This is a genomic window from Porphyromonas gulae (genome assembly GCF_000765945.1).
Taxonomy (GTDB): Bacteria; Bacteroidota; Bacteroidia; order Bacteroidales; family Porphyromonadaceae; genus Porphyromonas; species Porphyromonas gulae.
On sequence record NZ_JRAT01000003.1, the window covers coordinates 29,001 to 49,194 of the forward strand.

Consider the following 20,194-nt stretch of genomic DNA (forward strand, 5'->3'; position numbering starts at 1 on the left):
TCTTTGTTTCGTTGTTATGCTTCGTGTTTCTTGCCTCTGACGCTATCGACGATGAAGTAGAGGATGATCAGCGCATACATGCCGATGGCCAACCATTCGGCACCTGCCATGGCATGCCACTCTTCGGCAAAAGCATCGAACTCCATGTATTTGAGGATGGCACTTACCACTCCCATCAAAGCTCCTCCGGCGATGAATCCGGAGGCGATGAGCGTACCGCGCTCCTTGCGGAATTTATTGACAGAGGCATCCTTCGAGCGGGTGCTGACGAACCAGCTGATGAGTCCGCCGATGAGGAGAGGCGTATTTAGTTGCAACGGGATAAACATACCCAGGGCGAAAGGCAGGGCCGGCACGCCTATACTCGTCAGGATCAAAGCCAATATAGCCCCTACGCCGTAGAGAATCCAAGGCGTTTCGCCGCCTTCCATCAGCGGCTTGATCACGGCTGCCATGGCGTTGGCTTGCGGAGCCACGAGAGCCTGATCGCCGGTAAAGCCATAGGTTTTGTTCAGGATCATCATCACACCGGCTACGGTGACCGATGCCACCAGAACGCCGAGGAACTTCCACTTCTCCTGATTCTTCGGCGTAGTGCCGAGCCAGTAGCCGATCTTGAGGTCGGTGATAAATCCGCCGGCCGTGGACAAGGCCGTACACACCACACCGCCGATAATCATCGCAGCCGTCATGCCCGGCTTGCCGCTTACGCCCACTCCGACGAGAACCACGGAGGTCAGCAGCAGCGTCATCAGAGTCATGCCCGATACGGGGTTGCTACCCACGATGGCGATGGCATTGGCAGCCACAGTGGTAAAGAGGAAGGTAATGACGAATACGATCAGCAGGGATACCAGTGTATGCCCCCAGTTGAACAGCACGTTGAACTGGAAGAAAAGCATCGTCACCACCAAAGCGACGATGACGCCCAGCGTGATGAACTTCATCGAGAGATCGCGCTGCGTGCGCGGCTCTTCGATGGCACTCGTTCGCTTGCCGGTCAATTCCCTGCCGGCCAGCTTGACGGCCTGACCGATAATGCCCGACGAGCGCAGGATTCCGATGATACCCGCCATGGCGATACCTCCGATACCGAGAGGACGTGCATAGACGGCAAAAATATCCTCCGGACTCATCCGGCCGATAGTCAGCGACACACCGTCGCCGACGGCCTGAGTCATACCGGGGGCGAAGTAGCCGATAAGGGGCACGATAACGAACCAAACGAGAAACGAACCGGCACAGATGATCGTGGCATAAGGCAGACCGATGATATAGCCCAAACCGAGGACGGCAGCACCGGTATTGACCTTAAAGACCAGCTTGTACTTCTCGGCCAGCACGCCTCCCCAGCCGGCCAGCCGGGTGGAAACGTTCTCCGTCCACCAGCCGAAGGTGCCCACGATGAAGTCGTACAGACCGCCGATGAGCCCGCTGGCCACCAGCAGCTTCATCTGCTTGCCCGCGTTCTCTCCCGTGACCAGCACTTCCGTCGTAGCCGTGGCTTCGGGGAAGGGGTACTTGCCGTGCATGTCCTTGACGAAGTATTTGCGGAAAGGGATCAACAGCAGGATACCGAGACAGCCGCCGATGAACGAGGAGAGGAAAATCTGCAGGAAACTGGCTTCGAGACCCAGAATGTAGAGGGCAGGAAGCGTGAAGATGGCACCGGCAACGATGACGCCCGAACAGGCTCCGATGGACTGAATGATCACATTCTGCCCCAGCATATTCCGGCGTCCCGTGATCGTGCCGATACCCACGGCCAGGATGGCGATCGGGATGGCGGCTTCGAATACCTGTCCCACTTTCAGCCCCAAATAGGCTGCCGCAGCGGAGAAGATAACCGTCATCACCAAACCCAGCAGGACGGAATAGGAGGTAATCTCGCGCGGCGTACTGCCGGCAGGCATCACCGGCTTGTACTCTTCGCCCGGCTTTAGCTCCCGATATGCATTTTCGGGCAGCTTGCTCGTTGTCTGTTTGTTTTCCATATAATATATGTGTTTGATTGGATTGCTCTTTGCACCGCCCTCCCTTCGCAACAGGGAGGCGAAGGGTCGTACCGAAACGAAACGCCCAAATATATACAACTTCCGTTGAAAATCAGTCCTTTCGATCGGGCACGAAGTCCGATCTTCCTCGACTGTATATCCGTACGATGCGCTTCGGATTCGATCGACTACAGACCGCCGCCTCCGCTGCCCTGCTCACTGCTGCCTCCTGTCGTATCGTCATCGGGCTGGGACGGGGGGAGGGACGGAAGGTCGGGCAACTCGATCGCAGTATTCGAAGAAGAGGAAGAGGACGGTTTTTTCTTCGCTTTGTAAGGAACCAGCGTGATCATATCATCCTTCTTGCCGAGGCAGTACCAGCGGCGTTCGGTCGGATGGAGGATACGCGTGCCGGCAAAAAATTCATAGTCCTGCTGCCCGGCAGGTAATGGCCAACCGAGATCGGAAGCAAGACTGCGCAATACGGCTCGCTTCGCTTGGATCGACTTCGTTCCGATGGAAGCACGAAGAGCAAAGAGCGTTTTCATCTTGGTTACTCGCTCATTGTGACGACCCACAAATCCCTCTAACGGCTTATCCGGATGCAGAACAAGCAAGGCTCCTATGATTTCAAAAAGTCGGCTGTAGTGCAACTTTATCCTATGGCGCACTTCCCGGTTGTTGATGACGGGACGCTCGCCCTCCGTATTGTCTCTCAGGTCGAACAGCTGATCGAATGCCTTATTTGCCTCATCCATCTTATCAATCCAAGCCGTTACTTTTACGGTCTGCACATCGGAAGCATATTTATCGCTTCGCAATACCTCCACCAGCTTGTACATCAGCTCGGTTTCGTTCCGATAGCTCTTTCTATTCAGGTTGCGATAGGGTTTAAGTAGAATTATCAGACGCCTTGCCGCTTCGCGATGGCTTTCTTCAGGCCGATAGGTCTCACCCTGTATGCAGCCCATAAAATTCCGAAATGCTTCGCCACGAACGGCATCGAGAGCAGCTACTTTGGCTGAGTATTCGCTTGCTTTGTTCATGGCAATACCTTTTTTGAAAACAGCCAGTACCTTATCCAGCTCATCCAAAGTAGGAATAATCTCATTTTTGCTAAGAGTACGGGCATCTTTGACCTCATCAATCATAAAATTGAGAAGCTCGGCATTATGAAAAGCAGTAATCTGTATGGATTCGATCATATCTGAAAAAATTTTTGAGAATAACAATATCGTTTACTCTGATAAAGATAGTATATATTTTTGTTACGGATAGAAAACCAATACAAAACATACATTTTTCATCCTTTACTCTATCTGATAGTAATCGTACGGTCATGATAACGGGTATATAGAGGCATTTTCTTGCCAATCATGTATATTGGAGTAAAGATCAATAGAAGCATCTATCGACTTTTGCGTCAAATTTTCTTGTTACTGTTCGGCAACAGTCATTTTATGCACAGGGATTTATTGTTATGAGTTTATATTTGAGAATTATTCCATCGAAATTCTTTGTTGCAGGCTTGCAACATATCTATTTTACAGGAAAATTCCTTTATGCAAGATGCAGCAATGAATTTTTTCCAAGAAATCGGTATTTTCAGGTTGCAACGAAGAATTTATTCCATTAAATTCCTATTTGTAAGTCTGATTCCATGAATTTTTTTCTTGTAAATTTTGCTTTACATGGCTGCGACAAAGAATTTTTTCGATTAAATCACTCGCTGAAAAGAAAAACAGTATCGAAACTCAGGAAAATCTTCAATACGATCCTCGGCTGCTATACCGAATTAAGAATATCAGTAGCGAAAGAAGACTGTAGTGATCAGTTCACGACCGCGAATGGGGATACCGGTGGAAAAAGCGTTATACTCCGTCAGCTGACGGATAAGATACATACGACGATCGAATAGATTGCGCATCGAAACGGTTATTTCCCAAATCTTATTGATACTATAGCGAGCTTCGCAGTCGAAGAATACATCTTCATGCACATGCCCCGGCTCCAGTGTGGTGGTATTATATTCGCCGGCCATGCGCAGCGTCAGACGGGGGATAGGCAGGAAGGTCAGATTGGCCGCATGCCGGTAGTGGGGCAACCAACGATGGGCGTTGGCTCCCGTCTCCATCCAAGAATAATTCGCCGCGAGGTTGTAGGAAGCGGAAAGTCTCCCACCCCACCGCTTGCTCAGCGTAAGCTCGGCGGAGAGGCTGTTGCCACGTCCGCCGATGAGGTGTCCGGACTGTTTCAGAAGCGACTCCGAACGGCTGTACCTCACATTCAGCACCGCATTGGCCTTGACGGGGAAGAAAAATTTGCTCAGACGCATATCGGCGAAAAAAGCATCGAGATCGTGCCAATAGCGTTCGTAACGGATGATATTACGTTCCTCTGAGTAGTCGAAATGCGGCAATTCGTTGGAGCGGCTGCGCGAATACCCCGCTTTCAGATGCAAGTAGAAGAGGTGCAGCACATCGCCATAATCGACCGAAAAGTTTGCCCCCGAATACCGCCTTTCGCTCATGAAGCCCGAAGGAAGCAGATAGGTGCGGTAGTCCCTGCGCGTATAGCCGGAGCAAAATCCCTCCAGACTGCCATACGAATGACCGTGGCGGACGGAAGCGTTCAGTTTCCATGCCGCCCCCAACTCCCAATGCAGGGAGAGAGCCGGCGAAAAGGTGGCGCGACTCGCCTGTCGCCGTCCCTCCTCGGACTCATCGTTCAAGGTGAAGAGATGCCACGCGACAGGCAGGTCCAGACGGTGATAGGTGCGGCCGAAACGATAGGAAAACGAAGGTGTCTCGCTCAGCTCCCAATGACCGGCACGGTAGCCGTAAGTGCCGCCGAAGCCCTCCACTTCGGGCTGTGAGAGCGAGGAGCGGTAATCGACCTGTCCCCCTCGGTAGCCCATCGTCGTGGTCGAATGCAGTGCCACGCGGCCGAAACGGAAATCGGATTCGAGGCCGTTGCGCGTGACCCAATCGCGCATCCGCACGTCGGGATCCATTTGCAAAGCCCCCGTTGCCGGCTCGCTCAGCAACATATTTTCATCCCGAGCCATATACTTGCCGAAGGAAAAGAGACGATAGCTGCGCCGGCCGTCTTTCAGCACCGCCGTCAGATTGTTCTGCACGATGCGGGGGAGCGACTTGCCCGTCTGCAAGTAGTCGGCCGTATTTGTAGCCAGCCGCACCTCCTCCCGATCAGAACCGAGGGTGAGCTTCAGATCGTCTTTCAGATAGAATCGGGAAGCATTGTTCTCGAACGAGAAGTCGGCTTGCGCACTGCGAGCCTTGTTCTTCGTATAGCGATCCTCCCGAACGGATACCTCCTGCGGCGTACTCAGATTATAGGTCTGCTCCTGCAGGATCGTCTGCTCCCGTCTGTCGGTCAGCAGCGAGGCATTGGCCGTAAGGGTCATATCCGCCCCCAAAGGGATCGCCGTGCTGAAGCTCCCCGTCCCCGACCGATTCATCAGATAGCGACTTTGGCTCATGGGCAGAGAGCGAAAGCCGGCATGGGTCAGCACCTCTTCGCGATCGGATGCGTTGTACATGATGCCGTCTATATCCAAGAGCCGGACAGCCTCTTCGTTCACGGAGTGGCCCGTATTGTTGCCCTTGACCGTGAGCAGGGCTTGCACCTTCCGGCTTATCTGCATCCCGAAGAGGCGACCCGTCCACAGCTCGGAGAAGCCCCCTCCGGCCGTTACCTCTCCGAAGGGACGCACCTTGAAGCGTTCTTTGAGTTTGATGTTGAGTGCAGCCCTTTTCTCCGGCACCGTCTCCCGTAGCGTCTTGATATGCTGATGCCCCTCCAATACCTCCACGGTTTTCACCGCCTCTTGAGGCATGTTTTGGGATGCCAGATTGTAGCGACCTTGCAGCATGTCCACGCCTTCGATATACATGTGCGTGATAGGCTCGCCCTGATATTTGATGAGACCGTTGGCCGAGACCTCTATACCCGGCAACTTGCGCAGCAGATCGGCCAGATAGCGATCGTCCGGCCCCACGAAAGCCGCTGCCGAATAGGCAATCGTATCTCCCAGCTTGCGTACCGGCTCGGCACGCACCACCACCTCCTTCAGCTTGACGTCGGCCGGCACCAAAGCAAAAAGCAGGGAAGAGACAGCCGCATCGATGGCTTTGCTCATCTTCCTGTACCCCATATGCCTTACGCTCAGGAGTTTTCCACCGGCTTTTTTCTCCAGAGAGAACGAGCCGTCGGCTTTCGAAAGGACGAAGGCAAGCGGCTTGCCGGAGGCATCCAAGAGCTGGCACACAGCTCCGGCAAGAGGCTCGCGACTCTCGGCATCTATCACACGACCGGCAAGGATTTGCCCGGCCGCTCCCTGAGCAGCGACAGGCAACAAACCCGCCAAGCATAGCCACAAACACACCCAAATCGAAGAGACAGCCCTATTCATCATTCTCTACTCCTTCTCCAAGGGATTGTACGGCTGAGGTGGCAGATGAGAAAAGTCTACCGGTATCGGAGAATTGACAAAAGCTGGCGAATTGGCAACGACTTCGGCATAATGTTCGTGGATATTACGAATCGTTTTGCGCATCTCTTCGCGTGAGCCGACTTTCGTAAAGGCATTTTTCTTGAGATAAATCGGAGACGGAAATGTAATCTCCTGCATGCCATTCAATTCGAATATGTATTCTCCGTCATCCGAACCGATAGCGACAATCAGGCCGGGCAATCCTCGAAAAATATACGGTCCATCCGAAAGGGCAATATCCTCGGCATACCAAGCCGTATAATCCCGTCCGCTGTGGTGGCAGGTGGCCTTTCGACAGGTATACCCCATGATCTCTTTGGTCTCTTCACCGATGCTCCAGTCAAACACAGGTGAGGGACAACCATATTCATAAGAACCCACTATCGGATCTCCATATTGATGATAATCTTGTCCCAATGGATACCCTTTAAGTACAGGAATCCGCCATTCCGTCTTCTTGACGTAATCATAAGCCTTCGAAAAGATCTCCATAGCAGTCCCTTTCTTCCGAGCTACGGCATCATTCACCGAGTCAGCTGCATACTCGTAAAAGTCTTTGAAGCAACTCCCTCGCTGCCCTATTTCCAATACACATTGTGCTTGGGTTTCTTTGTCTCGTTTCGTGGTATCTTTCACAAAAGAGACTTTGTAAAAAAACCGCTGTTTGGCATAGTCCTCCACCCTCTTGGGCACAGTATCTACCGGCATTCCTTCTGCACCTACGATACGTGGCATCTGTGCCTGTATGAACGTCATGCTCATGAAAAAGCAAGATGCCAGGAAGAAAAAGGTCCTTTTCATGCTGAGTATTTTATTGGTTTTTATTCTTTCTCCAAGGGATTGTACGGCAAATTTCTGATGCGTTGAGCATCTTCCGGATTCTTAAACCTGATTCTTCCCTGATTGATAATGGTCTCGGTATAATTCTCCGAAATGTTCCGAACGATCTTGCGCACTTCTTCGCGCGAACGCCTTTGCACTTTTTTATCATACAGATATATAGGTGAGGGGAAAGTAATCTCCTGCATGCCATTCAGTTCGAATGTATATTCTCCATCTTCTGAGGCGATGGCCACGATCAGGCCGGGCAATCCTCGAAAAATGTACGGCCCATCCGAGAGGGCAATATCCTCGGCATACCAAGCCGTATAATCCCGTCCGCTGTGGTGGCAGGCGGCCTTTCGACAGGTATATCCCATGATCTCTTTGGTCTCTTCACCGATCTGCCAATCGAAAGATGGCGACGGACATTGATACTCATACCGACCTGTCAATGGCACCTCTTGTTGATGGCGGTCCGCTCCTTCAGGATACCCTTTCAGCAGGACTATTCTCCACTTTACCTTTTTCATCAAGCCGGCACCCTCTGTGAATAGCTCCATCATCGAACCTTTTCGTCGGGTAACGGCATCGCACAAAGAATCCCAGGCCAACTGATACAAATCCATGAAGCTGCTGCCACGCCGTCCGATCTCCAATACACACTGTGCCTCGGTTTTCTTTTCTCGGTTCAGGGTATCTTCCACAAAAACCATCTTATAAAAGAACCGCCGTTGAGCATAATCCTCTATTTTCTTAGACACAGTATCCATACGCACTCCTCTCATATCACTGATTCGTGGCATTCCCACTTGCGCCATACCGAAAGAGGATAAAACACAAAAGAGGATTACCGGCGATAATATCTTTTTCATAAGCAGAGTTGTTAATGATTGAGAATGAACAAAGTTAACAAAATCCACTCGGCATTTTCCGGCTATCAAACACAACGTAGTGACCACCCCCAATCCGCGCAAGATTCTCTTCCTCGAATAATCATTCAAAAAAACTATCATGAATATATATCGAGATAAAAGGAGTTTTTATGAGTCGACCAAATATTTGGATTGTGATTATCTTTGCATCGCTGTACTATAATGTACATCAACAACCCTTTTTAAACCACCTACCAATTATGCGCACTCTTGGTATTTTTTTGTTCGTTTCTTTTTTCGTTTTGCTTTTTACCTCTTGCCGTTCCCAAAGAGAAAAGGTTGTTTATTTACAAGATATCCAAACTTTTAATCGGGAGATCATTGCTAAACCATATGAGGTAAAAATAGAGAAAGACGATGTGCTGAATATCCTTGTCAGCAGTATGGATCCAGAACTTTCAACGCCTTACAATCAAGTGCTGACTACACGAGCATTGGCCAGAAACGGCTACGGAGCCAATACAAATGAGGGATTCTTAGTCGATTCGAAAGGATATATCAATTATCCGATTTTAGGACAAATCTATGTAGAGGGTCTTACTCGTACCGAACTGGAGAAAGAGATCCAGAAGAGAATTATTTCCAGTGGATTCATTAAAGACCCGACAGTGACCGTACAGCTCCAAAACTTCAAGGTATCCGTCTTAGGAGAGGTAAATCATCCGGGGTCGATGTCTGTAAAGGGAGAACGAATAACTCTTTTGGAAGCTATTGGACTAGCCGGAGACCTGACAATCTATGGCCGTCGCGATAGGGTTTTTGTGATCAGAGAAACCAATGGTCATCGCGAGGTTTTCCTGGCGGATCTCAGGAAGGCGGACTTGCTGACAAGCCCGGTGTATTATCTCCATCAAAACGATGTCATTTACGTAGAGCCGAACAGCAAGAAAACACAGATGAGCGAAATCAATCAGAACAATAATGTGAATGTATGGCTCGGGGTAACATCCACGCTCGTATCCATTTCCACGCTTACGATTACCATAATAGATAAGTCTAAATAATTTAAACCGAGAATTAGAATGAACTTGAACGAAGACCCTCAAAACACATTTACCCAGCAAGGCAGATCCTATATTTCCGATACGGAAGACTCCACAATCTTTTCTTTAGAAGAGTTTTTTCTTGGTCTCCTTGCATCTTGGAGATGGATCGTAGCGAGTGTATTGGCTTGTTTGCTCATCGCCTATATTTATATCCAACGCCAGTCCCCGATCTATCACGCACAGGCTACCGTACTGATTAAAAGTGCGGAGAAAAGCGGTGCGACAAGCGGCCTGCAGCAGTTTCAGGAACTTGGCTTAATGACGGGGAATTCGGAAGTAGAGAACGAGATTCTACTACTCAAATCCAAGCGTCTGACTGCTGTTGTCGTCGATAAGCTCGACTTAGATGTATCCATATCCAAACAGGGCTTTTGGCGCAATGAATCATTGTATGGCAACAGTCCCGTAAGTATACAGATTACTGACAGGGATTCTACCGAAAGCTACTCCTTTAGGATTCGGATCAAAGATGCGCGTTCTTTTGAGCTGACCCATTTTGAGCAGAAAGAGCGCAATGGAATAGGCGATATTAAAATAGACGGTTCTTTTGGGAAGCCGATTGCGACTCCTGTTGGAGAACTAAAATTGGATACCACACTCTTCTTTGCAGATTCATGGAAGGGAGAGGTTCTATATGTAAAGAAAGAAAATACTCGTAAGGTCGCAGAGCGCTATAATCAGAATCTGCAGGTGTCTTTGGCCGACAAGAAGGCTACGATAGTCAATTTGTCATTGAAAAACGAAGACTTGGACCGTGCAAAGAATTTTATCGATGCTCTTATCGCTTCATATAATGATGATGTCATGAACGATAAGAAGAGTGTCGCTATCAGTACCGCGTCTTTTATCGATGAGCGTTTGGCAATGATCGGTGGAGAACTTGGTTCGGTAGATACGGAGATCGAAACGTTTAAGAAAAGGAATAACATCACGGACATCTCCACCGATGTAGGTGCATATCTCAAGAGCAGTGCCGACTTACAGAAAGATCAGCTTATCGTAGAGCGAAACCTTTCTTTGGCCAAGTACATCCAGTCATTCTTGAGACAAACCAGCACCGATAATGAACTCATGCCGGCCAATTTGGGCTTGACGGAAAGAGGAATTGACAATAGTATAACGCTGTACAACGAACTTAAGCTCAAATATGAAAGATTGAAACAAAGTTCAAGTGAAAATAGTCCTGCGGTACAAGAGGTAGGTATGCAGCTCGTAGCGATGCGAAAATCGATCAATGCAGCTGTCGACAATTATATTAAGACCTTGAACTTACAACTCCGAGAGGTCAACAAAGAAATGTCTCGAACCAAAGAGCAGATCAGCGCTGTACCTACTCAGGAAAAGATCATGTCCACGATCCTGCGTCAGCAGAAAATCAAGGAAGAACTGTATTTGTATCTGCTGAACAAGTGTGAGGAGAATGCTCTTCGTTTGGCTATAACAGAGAGCAATGCAAAGACCGTTGATTCTGCTGATGGTTCTTTGGAACCCATCTCTCCTCGTAAGCCGATTGTCTTTTTTGCAGCCTTCCTGCTTGGATTGATTTTCCCATCTGTCTATATCTACGCCAAAATGCAATTGAATAAGGGTGTGCGTGGGCGTAAAGACCTCGAAGGATTGTCTATCCCATTCTTGGGCGAAATACCTGCCTATCTAGGGCACCGAAACGAAGAAGACTTGGATGTGGTGGTTAGTTCCGGTAGTAGAGACTCCTCGAGTGAAGCTTTCAGAATACTGCGTTCCAATATGGAGTTTATGCGTGTAAAATCAAGCAAACTCAAGACCGTGATGTTCACCTCTGCCAATCCTGGCTCGGGGAAATCTTTTGTGACTATGAATCTGGCTATTTCGCTAGCACTTACGGGCAAAAAAGTCATAGTAGTGGATTTGGATATCAGAAAAGGATCCCTCTCCAACCGATTGACTCAGAACAATACCGGTGTCACGGATTTCTTATACAACGAGAGCGTTTCGATCGACAGGCTAATTACACATTCGCCTCATAGCGAGAATTTAGATGTAATTCTGGCCGGTCCTGTCCCACCGAATCCTTCTGAACTCTTGCTATCGGATCGTTTGGAGTATCTGATAGATGAGCTTAATCGTCGTTACGATTATGTTTTCTTGGATTCAGTTCCTGCTATGGCCGTAGCTGATGCCATGATTACCAATAGAGTTGCGGATCTGACCATCTACGTCATACGTCAAGGACTTTTAGACAGGCGCTATTTACCTGAAATAGAACGTTTGTATGTTGAAAACAAGTTTGCGAATTTGTGTCTCGTTTTGAACGGCGTCACCTACTCAAGCTCAAGCGACCGATATACTTACGGCTATAACTATGGCTATGGCTATGAAGCCTATGACAAACAGGAAAGGAAACATCATCGCCACTCTGCTTCAAAAAGGAAGATGAAGTTTAAGAGCCCGATGAAGAAGAACTAAAAGAAGGGGTGTTTTCTATTTTTAGGAGGAAAACGAAGCAAGTCAATCCCTTTGAACAGGGATGGTTCGACGAGATGATAGATATGCACTGTCATCTGCTGCCTGCAGTGGACGACGGATCAAAATCTATCGAAGAGACCCTCTCTATAATCGATTTACTGGAAGAGATAGGCGTCAAGCGGCATATACTCACTCCCCATATTATGGAAGAGTATCCGTCGAATGATGCTCTCTTCCTTCGTGCACGCTTCGAAGACCTTCTTGCCGCAACATCTACTGATAAGGCTTCACGCCTGCGACTTGCTGCAGAGTATATGTTGGATGCCACTTTTCCTGATCGGTTGGCAGAACCACTCCTGACGTTGGGGGATCGGCACATTTTGGTCGAAACCTCCTATATGGCCCCCCCCATGGGATTGATGGGGTTACTTGCAGATTTGCGACTCAAAGGCCTTTCTCCCGTGTTGGCCCATCCCGAACGTTATGTGTACATGGAGGAGAAGGATTACGTGATGATCAAAAAGCAAGGAGTGTTGTTCCAACTGAACCTTTTTTCCCTGTTCGGGGCATACAGTTCATTTGTGTCAGAGAAAGCCTATGCACTGCTTGAGGCCGGCTATTACGATCTCATAGGGACGGACATACACCACCCGCAACCTATAGTCCGATTACTCTCCAAAGCTTCTTTGCTTCGGGATATGGAGGGAAAAATCAAGTATTTGGTCGAAAATAACGCTCGATTGTTGTCTTCCGTTGCTGTTCGATAAAAGCATTTGTGTAGGAATGAAAAATATGGGCTGATTCCGACTTCTGGAGTCAGCCTATATTTTTTATTTCTTGTAGCTCTTGAAAAGGCCATGAGAAGAGCACACATTTCATCAGACAGCCTCTTCATTATCCGGGTATCAATCAAAGGTTACGCATTACAATTCATGATCCATGCGGGGCATCTTAGGCCTAAACGATTCATCAGCTCGATAAGACTCCCGGCCCTTCAGATCATTTACGTCTGGAAAGTTCATCAATTCATGACTCGGAAAATGTGGCTTGAGATTTTTTTCGTTAAGGCGCAGGAATTTTTTATTTCTCGAGCCAAAACGAAAAAGTTGACGCGCCACTTTTTTAGGGCTGACGTGTACTGAAAAAAGTTGACACTCGAAGAGGTCTAGTTCGTGATTAAAACTACAGTGTCTCTTCTAAGGCCCATTATCAGTTTACACTCCGGCCTATACTAATAAGAGACGGCAGGGGCGAAGATTCAACTTTTGGGGTACGGACTTGAATCTTGATTTCGGTTGAGATTATTTCTACCGGAAAGCATATGTTTCATTTTGTTTCTCGAACCAAGAGGCTAAGTGCATAGTTATTGAATTACAGGCGATAAGCATATACTTGGATAAGCAAAAAGACACACATCAGATGTCTTCTCTACAGGGCTTATACGTCAACTATGTAAAAAAGTGACACTTCATAAAAAACAGACGATGAATCTTCAAGATATATTGCAGTACAGACGCTCCGTGCGTCATTATGACAGTCAAAAACCGATAGATGCGGATCGGGTCAAAGAGTGTATCCGACTAGCCACTCTGGCTCCTACCAGCTCCAATATGCAGCTGTGGGAGGCCTACCATGTAGTCAACCCCCAAAAGCTGAAACTACTCGGTCAAGCCTGTCTCGAACAGAAAGCAGCTACCTCAGCTCCGCAGATGGTGGTTTTTGTGGTTCGCCCCGACTTGGTAAAGAGGCATGCCGAGGCGGTACTCTCCTTTGAGCGTGGTAATGTGGAGCATAACAGTCCGGAGGAAAAGCAGTCTAAGCGAATCAAACGGCTGGAGTCCTATTATCGGAAACTGATACCATTTTTATATGGTCGTTGCTTCGGTTTGCTGGGAAGCCTGCGCAAGATTTTGGTACAGGTGATCGGATTGTCCAAACCGGTACCGCGACAAGTATCCGAGGGAGACATGCGTACGGTGATGCACAAGAGCTGCGCATTGGCTGCACAGACCTTTATGCTGGCCATGGCAGAGACCAGCTATGACACCTGCCCGATGGAGGGCTTCGACAGCCTCCGTGTGAAGAGAATACTAGGACTGCCGCGTGCTGCTCAGATCAATATGATCGTTTCATGCGGTATCAGAACGCCCGAAGGCATTTGGGGCGAACGTTTTCGGATTCCTTTCGAAGAGACCTACCGCCGTGTGGACTGATCTGTTTGGCCGATCCGTCCGGCTAATTCGGCTTGTCTCAGCTCCTGTCTCCTGTCTATCTTGCCAAACTGACAGGAGGCTGATTCAACGAAAAAACCGTACTTTTGGCCGGAATTACTTAACAACCAAACAAGTAACCTAAGAATACTTATGGAATTGAAAAGATTTTTATCACTTGGCCTTCTGCTTGTGGCATTCATCCCGATGAAGCTTTCAGCCCAACAGGCTCAGCCACTCCCTACTGATCCGGCTGTTCGTGTCGGTAAGTTGGACAACGGATTGACCTATTTCATCCGTCACAACGAGAACCCGAAAGATCGTGCCGATTTCTTTATCGCACAGAAAGTGGGTTCTATTCTTGAAGAAGACAGCCAGTCCGGTTTGGCTCACTTCTTGGAGCACATGGCTTTCAACGGTACGAAGAATTTCCCCGGCAAGAACTTGATCAACTATCTCGAAACGATCGGTGTACGTTTTGGCCAGAACCTGAATGCTTCTACCGGATTTGACAAGACGGAATACACGATCATGGATGTGCCGACTACACGTCAGGGAATCATCGACTCCTGCTTGCTTATCCTACATGATTGGAGTAACAATATTACCCTCGACGGGCATGAGATCGATGAAGAGCGCGGTGTGATCCACGAAGAATGGCGTGCTCGCCGCAATGCTCAGCTCCGTATGTTCGAAGCTATCCTTGCCAAAGCTCTGCCGGGCAATAAATATGCAGAACGCATGCCCATCGGTCTGATGGACGTTGTGCTCAACTTCAAGCACGATGAGCTGCGCAACTATTATAAGAAATGGTATCGTCCCGACCTGCAAGGTCTGGTGATCGTGGGAGATATCGATGTGGACTATGTGGAGAACAAGATCAAAGAACTCTTCAAGGACGTTCCTGCTCCCGTGAATCCCGCAGAGCGTATCTATACGACCGTAGAGGACAACGATGAGCCTATCGTAGCCATTGCTACCGACGCCGAGGCTACTACCACGCAGCTCTCTATCAGCTTCAAGGCCGACCCCACTCCTCAGGAAGTACGTGGTTCGGTATTCGGTCTCGTCGAGGACTACATGAAGCAGGTGATTACTACAGCCGTGAACGAGCGTCTGGCCGAGATCACTCACAAGCCTAACGCTCCTTTCCTCAGTGCCGCTGCTTTCTTCTCCAACTACATGTACATTACCCAGACTAAAGACGCATTCAATTTTGTTGCCACGGTTCGTGAGGGTGAAGCGGAGAAAGCGATGAACGCATTGGTAGCAGAGATCGAAAGACTTCGTCAGTTTGGTATCACCAAGGGCGAATACGATCGTGCACGCACGAACGTATTGAAGAAATACGAAAACCAATACAACGAGAGAGAGAAGCGCAAAAACAATGCTTATGCCAACGAATACTCCACTTACTTCACCGATGGTGGCTATATCCCCGGTATCGAGGTGGAATATCAGACGGTGAACGCTTTTGCTCCTCAGGTTCCTGTGGAAGCATTCAATCAGGCTATCGCTCAGATGATCGATCCCGTGAAGAATGCAGTCGTTACGCTCACGGGGCCATCAAAGGCTGAAGCCAAGATCCCGAGCGAAGCAGACTTCCTCACAGCATTCAAAGCTGCTCGCCAGCAAAAAGTAGAAGCCAAGAAAGACGAAGTTTCCGACCAAAAACTGATGGAGAAAGCTCCTAAAGCCGGAAAGATCGTTTCCGAGAAGAAAGACCAGAAGTTCGGTGCTACAGAGCTTACGCTCAGCAATGGCATCAAGGTTTATCTCAAGAAGACCGATTTCAAATCGAACGAGATCCTGATGAGTGCTGTCAGCCCCGGTGGTATCCTCTCCGGAAAGAATGCTCCCAACCAATCTGTGATGAGTTCGTTCATGAACGTGGGTGGCTTGGGCAACTTCAATGCGATCGAGCTGGATAAGGTGCTGACAGGTCGCTCTGCTTCCGTATCTCCCTCTTTATCTCTGCTTACCGAAGGCCTTTCAGGTAAAACGACTGTAGAAGACATGGAAACTTTCTTCCAGTTGATCTATCTCCAAATGACTGCTAACCGTAAGGATCCCGAAGCATTCAAGGCTACACAGGAGAAGCTGTACAACAACCTGAAAAACCAGGAAGCCAATCCGATGGCTGCGCTTATGGACTCTATCCGTCATACTATGTATGGTGATAATATGCTCATGAAAACCCTGAAGGCTGCTGACGTGCAGAAAGTGAATTACGATCAGGTAATGGCTTTCTACAAAGAGCGATTCGCTGACGCCGGCGACTTCACGTTCTTTTTTATCGGCAATCTGGATGAAGCCAAGATGAAGCCTTTCATCGAAACTTATCTTGCTTCATTGCCCAATCTCAAGCGTGGCGATAAGATGCACAAGGCTCAGGTACCCGCTGCCCGTTCCGGAAAGATCGACTGCAAGTTCAACAAAGAAATGGATACTCCTTCGACTACTATATTCGATGTCGTGTCCGGCAATGTGGAATACACGCTCAAGAACAGTCTCCTGATGGAGGTTTTCTCAGCTGTAATGGATCAGGTGTACACGGCTACCGTTCGCGAGAAGGAAGGCGGTGCATACAGTGTGGCGGCATTCGGTAGTGTCGAGCAATATCCTCAACCCAAGGCTCTGATGCAGATCTATTTCCCCACGGATCCTACTCGTGCCGAGGAAATGAATGCTATCGTATTTGCTGAGTTGGAGAAGCTTGCCAAAGAGGGCCCCAATGTGGAGTACTTCAAGAAGACTATCGAAAACCTGAACAAGCAGCACAAAGAGAGTCTGCGCGAGAACCGTTTCTGGCTCGAAGCCATGAAATCGTCTTTCTTCGAAGGAAATGACTTCATCACAGACTACGAATCTGTACTGAACAGTCTTACTCCTGCTGAATTGCAAAAGTTTGCGGCAGACATCTTGAAGCAGAACAATCGGGTTGTTGTCATGATGGCTCCTGCTGCAAAGGCTCAATAAGCAAACATAAACGACACCCTGAAAATAAGGGTGACTAAAAAGCAGAGGGCGCGTCTTACCGATGCGCCCTCTGTGTGTTTTCAGCCGAGGAATAAGGCCAAAAAAATAGAGATAAGAACGTCACTTCAAGCAGACTTTGTGAAGACTTATTTTTCAGTGCCTCCAAACCAAATATTAGTGGCGCAAGAATCTACTAGTAGTTTTGAGGTAATCTAATAGTAGTTTCGGCGAAATCTAATAGTAGTTTCGGACAGAAGCTCTAAAGGATCCAAGAATAGCTCCGGTCGGCACAGGGACGGGGCATAATGGCTATATCGAATTTTCATCTTTCATCGAGAGCATATCGAGATACTCTTCCCAGTCGGCATCGATTTCGCATTCTATCTTCAGCGGAAGTCTCTCGTAAGGAGCCAACACCTCATTGAGCCGTTCGCCGAATACTCGTTCCGTACGGGCATAATAGACCCAATACTTCGTTCCGCCTCCGGTATAATTACCGGTCATGATGGCCAGCTTATCCTTTTCCATAGCCTTGCGAACGATTTGCTCGATCTCTTCGATCTGTTTGCCTGCCGATTCCGTAGGCAGACCTTGCTCGTCGGCTTCATAAGGCCAGCGTATCTCGATTCGGATTTTCAGCTTGCCGCTTAGTCGGAATTCGTCAAGCTCCAAGCGCCCATTGACGAATACAAGGTTGCCCTTCTCATCTTCACTGATGGAGGTAAACCATTGGTCTGTTAGTTTCATTGTCGGTCGATTTTATTCTTTCGTTTATCGTATAGCCAGATTTGGATGGAATTGATTGAATTTTGCCATACCACATAGCTTGCAGGAGCGATAGAAGCTATAGGATTCAGGTAGGTGAGCGACATCCAAATGGCAAGTGACGTGTTTTTCTGTCCCAAAGCCTGACCGGCCGTCACACTTTCGTTCAAATATCGTTTGCTCAGCCACTTGCCCAATCCGAACTGCAGCAAACAGCTTAGCAGACCGCCTAATGCCAACAGCAGCTCCAAACGGATGCTGTCGGAGCCTTGTTCCATCACATAGCCTGTCGTTTTGGACATGATGATAGCCAGCGAGACGACCCACAGCCAAAAAGCTATTTGGGGAATGCGCAGGAGCCGGGCATGTGTCCGAGGGGCCGTAAAACGAATGATCCAAGCGGCCAATAGAGGAACCACCACCAGAGGCAAGACTCCCCAAAGAATATGGATGACGGAAGACCAAAACGGCATATCGGCATGTGCCGTACTCAGCGAAGAAAACAGCAAAGGCCCCAATACCGCTACTCCCATGTGGGTCAGTAGCACATACGTAGCACCGAAGGCGATATTGCCTCCGAGCATTCCGATGATGACAGACGAAGCCGTGGCAGCAGGACAGATAAAACAGATCATAACGCCTTCTGCCACGATGGGATCGAGCAACCTAAAAGCGAAAAATCCTCCTATAGCGAGCGTAATTTGTATAAGGGCTAATAGCAGATGCAATCGGGAGAAGTGCATATCCCGAGGGGAGATCTTCAAGAAAGTAAAGAACAGCATCAGAAAGATCATGTAGGGTATCAGAAAAGCCAGTGGCGACAGCAGAGGCCATGCCAATACGCCCAAGGCCATGGCGATGGGTAGTGCCAGATTCTTCAGTGTCTTCATTAGTCTCGATTCTTTTTGTGAGCTAACCATAGCCCCATAGCCCGACGAATGGATTCCAATCCGAAGTCTTCGGGGTTTATATCCTCCGGAGCCAATAGCACCAATTCGGCTGCATCGTCGTTCGCGATGGCTGAGGAAAAATCAGAAACTTGAGCTGCAAAAAACAAATCGGCCGTATGGACACGCATCCCTCCGTAGGGATAGATATTGGGAAGCGAGAAGAGATAAGATACTGCATCGACTTCTATTCCCGTCTCCTCACGGATCTCTCTGATGATACCCTCTTCCGCTGTTTCGTCCATATCCATAAAGCCGCCGGGCAAATCGAGTGTGCCTTTGGCCGGATCTTTGGCTCGGCGCACGGCCAATAGTTTGCCCGCGCTATCGGTGATGAAGCAAGCTGTCGCAGCGGAAGGATTGGCATAATAAACCAATCCGCACTGCGGACACGATTTGGCTTTCGAGTTTCTCTCCACAAAACCATCGTATCCGCAGCGCGGACAGTATCTGAAGGGTGCGAGCGGATGCTCAGCGTTTATTTGGCCTCCCATCCCAAAGCACTTGCTCCGAGCACAGCGGCATCGCTCTCTTTGAGCTGAGAGAAGAGCAGCTTGGTCTTCCCTCGGTAGATATTCAGCACATTCTTTTCCATGTGGTGGCGGATCGGATTCATCAAGAGATCGCCTGCTTTGGTCAGGCCACCGAAGAGGATGATCGCTTCCGGACTGGAGAAAGTGACGAAGTCTGCAAAAGCCTCTCCAAGGATAGCCCCCGTGGTCTCGAATATCTCCTGTGCAAGGCCATCGCCACTGATAGCCGCATCGTATACATCTTTCGAAGTGATCAGATCGGGCTGAATGTTCCGGAGCAAACTCTTGTCCGATCGGATATCCAAATATTCGCGAGCCGTACGGGCCACTCCCGTCGCCGATGTATAAGTCTCCAGACAGCCTTGTCTGCCACAGCCGCACATGCGGCCATTGCGGCGAACGATCATATGCCCCAGCTCACCGGCAAAGCCGTCGTGGCCATATACAAGGGTACCATTGACCACAATACCGCTTCCTACTCCCGTGCCGAGCGTGATAACGATGAAGTCTTTCATCCCGCGTGCAGCACCGTAGGTCATCTCGCCGATTGCCGCTGCATTGGCATCATTAGTTAGTGTCGTGGGGATACCCAATGAATCGGTCAGCATTTGGGCAAAGGGTATTTTGGTCTGCTTCCAAGGCAAATTGGGCGCAAACTCGATCGATCCGGTATAATAGTTTCCATTGGGAGCACCTACACCGATACCCTTTATTTTCTCTTTCCCTCCTACCTGTTCAATCAACTGATTGATACCGGCAGTCAGATCTTTGATATAATCGTTCAGATCGTTGTGCGCTCCGGTCTTGATGGACGAACTTATAACCAAATTGCCACGAGCGTCTACCACTCCGAATACGGTGTTGGTACCGCCCACATCCACTCCTAATACATAAGGCTTTTCCATTGAAACAGCGTGTTTTGATGTTCTACTTTTAGCGATTTCCACAAAGATATTTGTTTTTCTGTCTGTTATGTCCACAAACTGTTGTTGCGGATTTCGACGA

At 48.9% G+C, this 20,194-nt stretch carries 16 protein-coding genes; 6 read left to right on the forward strand and 10 right to left on the reverse strand.

What is annotated here, in order from left to right; translation table 11 throughout:
• Nucleotides 1–14: 14 nt before the first annotated feature.
• The 5 genes from HQ49_RS01365 to HQ49_RS01385 all read right to left on the reverse strand — a co-directional run bounded on the left by HQ49_RS01365 (nucleotide 15) and on the right by HQ49_RS01385 (nucleotide 8,204).
• Complete coding sequence (locus HQ49_RS01365) at nucleotides 15–1,994, reverse strand: OPT family oligopeptide transporter (RefSeq protein ID WP_039418013.1); 1,980 nt, start codon at nucleotides 1,992–1,994, stop codon at nucleotides 15–17.
• A 188-nt stretch (nucleotides 1,995–2,182) separates the two neighbouring features.
• Entirely contained in the window at nucleotides 2,183–3,199 is a 1,017-nt protein-coding gene (locus HQ49_RS01370; protein WP_039418015.1) for a DUF6261 family protein, read from the reverse strand.
• A gap of 599 nt (nucleotides 3,200–3,798) precedes the next feature.
• Nucleotides 3,799–6,432, reverse strand: coding sequence for a carboxypeptidase-like regulatory domain-containing protein (locus tag HQ49_RS01375; RefSeq protein ID WP_235290022.1), 2,634 nt, complete (start codon nucleotides 6,430–6,432; stop codon nucleotides 3,799–3,801).
• Between the two features lie 3 nt (nucleotides 6,433–6,435).
• Nucleotides 6,436–7,311, reverse strand: a complete 876-nt coding sequence (locus tag HQ49_RS01380) for a GLPGLI family protein (protein WP_316931227.1) — start codon at nucleotides 7,309–7,311, stop codon at nucleotides 6,436–6,438.
• Nucleotides 7,312–7,331: 20 nt separating this feature from the next.
• On the reverse strand, nucleotides 7,332–8,204 hold the full coding sequence (locus tag HQ49_RS01385) for a GLPGLI family protein (protein ID WP_230623967.1): 873 nt from the start codon (nucleotides 8,202–8,204) through the stop codon (nucleotides 7,332–7,334).
• 260 nt (nucleotides 8,205–8,464) lie between these two features.
• Between HQ49_RS01385 and HQ49_RS01390 the strand changes: the two genes are divergently transcribed.
• Genes HQ49_RS01390 through php1 form a run of 3 tightly spaced genes read left to right on the forward strand, consistent with a single transcriptional unit; the run spans nucleotide 8,465 to nucleotide 12,522 of the window.
• The gene (locus HQ49_RS01390; protein ID WP_039418017.1) at nucleotides 8,465–9,268 is read left to right on the forward strand and encodes a polysaccharide biosynthesis/export family protein; all 804 of its coding nucleotides are present in this window, start codon (nucleotides 8,465–8,467) and stop codon (nucleotides 9,266–9,268) included.
• An 18-nt stretch (nucleotides 9,269–9,286) separates the two neighbouring features.
• The gene (gene ptk1, locus HQ49_RS01395) at nucleotides 9,287–11,755 is read left to right on the forward strand and encodes a polysaccharide biosynthesis tyrosine autokinase Ptk1 (RefSeq protein WP_039418019.1); all 2,469 of its coding nucleotides are present in this window, start codon (nucleotides 9,287–9,289) and stop codon (nucleotides 11,753–11,755) included.
• 8 nt (nucleotides 11,756–11,763) lie between these two features.
• A complete protein-coding gene (gene php1, locus HQ49_RS01400; protein ID WP_052073409.1) occupies nucleotides 11,764–12,522 on the forward strand; it encodes a polysaccharide biosynthesis protein-tyrosine phosphatase Php1 in 759 nt (252 codons plus the stop codon).
• A gap of 254 nt (nucleotides 12,523–12,776) precedes the next feature.
• Here the strand turns inward: php1 and HQ49_RS11095 are convergent, their stop codons facing one another.
• Nucleotides 12,777–12,851 carry a DUF1661 domain-containing protein gene (locus HQ49_RS11095; protein ID WP_152566925.1) on the reverse strand — a complete coding sequence of 25 codons (75 nt, stop codon included), beginning with the start codon at nucleotides 12,849–12,851 and terminating at the stop codon, nucleotides 12,777–12,779.
• Here HQ49_RS11095 and HQ49_RS12480 point away from each other — a divergent pair.
• The 3 genes from HQ49_RS12480 (at nucleotide 12,838) to HQ49_RS01415 (ending at nucleotide 16,944) form a co-directional block, all read left to right on the forward strand.
• Nucleotides 12,838–12,897, forward strand: coding sequence for a DUF1661 domain-containing protein (locus tag HQ49_RS12480; protein ID WP_235317537.1), 60 nt, complete (start codon nucleotides 12,838–12,840; stop codon nucleotides 12,895–12,897). The genes HQ49_RS11095 and HQ49_RS12480 overlap by 14 nt on opposite strands.
• Before the next feature lie 342 nt (nucleotides 12,898–13,239).
• The gene (locus tag HQ49_RS01410; RefSeq protein WP_039418022.1) at nucleotides 13,240–13,968 is read left to right on the forward strand and encodes a nitroreductase family protein; all 729 of its coding nucleotides are present in this window, start codon (nucleotides 13,240–13,242) and stop codon (nucleotides 13,966–13,968) included.
• Nucleotides 13,969–14,118: 150 nt separating this feature from the next.
• Entirely contained in the window at nucleotides 14,119–16,944 is a 2,826-nt protein-coding gene (locus HQ49_RS01415) for a M16 family metallopeptidase (protein ID WP_039418023.1), read from the forward strand.
• A gap of 309 nt (nucleotides 16,945–17,253) precedes the next feature.
• Here HQ49_RS01415 and HQ49_RS01420 read toward each other — a convergent pair whose 3' ends face one another.
• The 4 genes from HQ49_RS01420 to HQ49_RS01435 are packed head-to-tail and all read right to left on the reverse strand — an operon-like array spanning nucleotide 17,254 to nucleotide 20,094.
• Nucleotides 17,254–17,691 (reverse strand): DUF695 domain-containing protein, encoded by a 438-nt coding sequence (locus HQ49_RS01420; protein ID WP_039418024.1) that lies wholly within the window; start codon nucleotides 17,689–17,691, stop codon nucleotides 17,254–17,256.
• The gene (locus tag HQ49_RS01425) at nucleotides 17,688–18,599 is read right to left on the reverse strand and encodes a bile acid:sodium symporter family protein (RefSeq protein ID WP_046200998.1); all 912 of its coding nucleotides are present in this window, start codon (nucleotides 18,597–18,599) and stop codon (nucleotides 17,688–17,690) included. Before HQ49_RS01425 ends, HQ49_RS01420 begins: the two co-directional genes overlap by 4 nt.
• Nucleotides 18,599–19,150, reverse strand: a complete 552-nt coding sequence (locus HQ49_RS01430; RefSeq protein WP_039418027.1) for an NUDIX domain-containing protein — start codon at nucleotides 19,148–19,150, stop codon at nucleotides 18,599–18,601. Before HQ49_RS01430 ends, HQ49_RS01425 begins: the two co-directional genes overlap by 1 nt.
• Entirely contained in the window at nucleotides 19,135–20,094 is a 960-nt protein-coding gene (locus HQ49_RS01435; RefSeq protein ID WP_018965110.1) for an ROK family protein, read from the reverse strand. Before HQ49_RS01435 ends, HQ49_RS01430 begins: the two co-directional genes overlap by 16 nt.
• Nucleotides 20,095–20,194 lie beyond the last annotated feature (100 nt).

Excerpts from the sequence above, each read along its gene's own strand:
- HQ49_RS01425 (WP_046200998.1), bottom strand. The coding sequence starts at position 18,599 with ATGAAGACACTGAAGAATCTGGCACTACCCATCGCCATGGCCTTGGGC.
- HQ49_RS01410 (WP_039418022.1), top strand. The coding sequence starts at position 13,240 with ATGAATCTTCAAGATATATTGCAGTACAGACGCTCCGTGCGTCATTAT.
- HQ49_RS01435 (WP_018965110.1), bottom strand. The coding sequence starts at position 20,094 with ATGGAAAAGCCTTATGTATTAGGAGTGGATGTGGGCGGTACCAACACC.
- HQ49_RS01375 (WP_235290022.1), bottom strand. The coding sequence starts at position 6,432 with ATGATGAATAGGGCTGTCTCTTCGATTTGGGTGTGTTTGTGGCTATGC.
- HQ49_RS01415 (WP_039418023.1), top strand. The coding sequence starts at position 14,119 with ATGGAATTGAAAAGATTTTTATCACTTGGCCTTCTGCTTGTGGCATTC.
- HQ49_RS01390 (WP_039418017.1), top strand. The coding sequence starts at position 8,465 with ATGCGCACTCTTGGTATTTTTTTGTTCGTTTCTTTTTTCGTTTTGCTT.
- HQ49_RS01380 (WP_316931227.1), bottom strand. The coding sequence starts at position 7,311 with ATGAAAAGGACCTTTTTCTTCCTGGCATCTTGCTTTTTCATGAGCATG.
- HQ49_RS01370 (WP_039418015.1), bottom strand. The coding sequence starts at position 3,199 with ATGATCGAATCCATACAGATTACTGCTTTTCATAATGCCGAGCTTCTC.
- HQ49_RS01365 (WP_039418013.1), bottom strand. The coding sequence starts at position 1,994 with ATGGAAAACAAACAGACAACGAGCAAGCTGCCCGAAAATGCATATCGG.
- HQ49_RS01420 (WP_039418024.1), bottom strand. The coding sequence starts at position 17,691 with ATGAAACTAACAGACCAATGGTTTACCTCCATCAGTGAAGATGAGAAG.
- HQ49_RS01385 (WP_230623967.1), bottom strand. The coding sequence starts at position 8,204 with ATGAAAAAGATATTATCGCCGGTAATCCTCTTTTGTGTTTTATCCTCT.
- HQ49_RS01430 (WP_039418027.1), bottom strand. The coding sequence starts at position 19,150 with ATGGGAGGCCAAATAAACGCTGAGCATCCGCTCGCACCCTTCAGATAC.
- ptk1 (WP_039418019.1), top strand. The coding sequence starts at position 9,287 with ATGAACTTGAACGAAGACCCTCAAAACACATTTACCCAGCAAGGCAGA.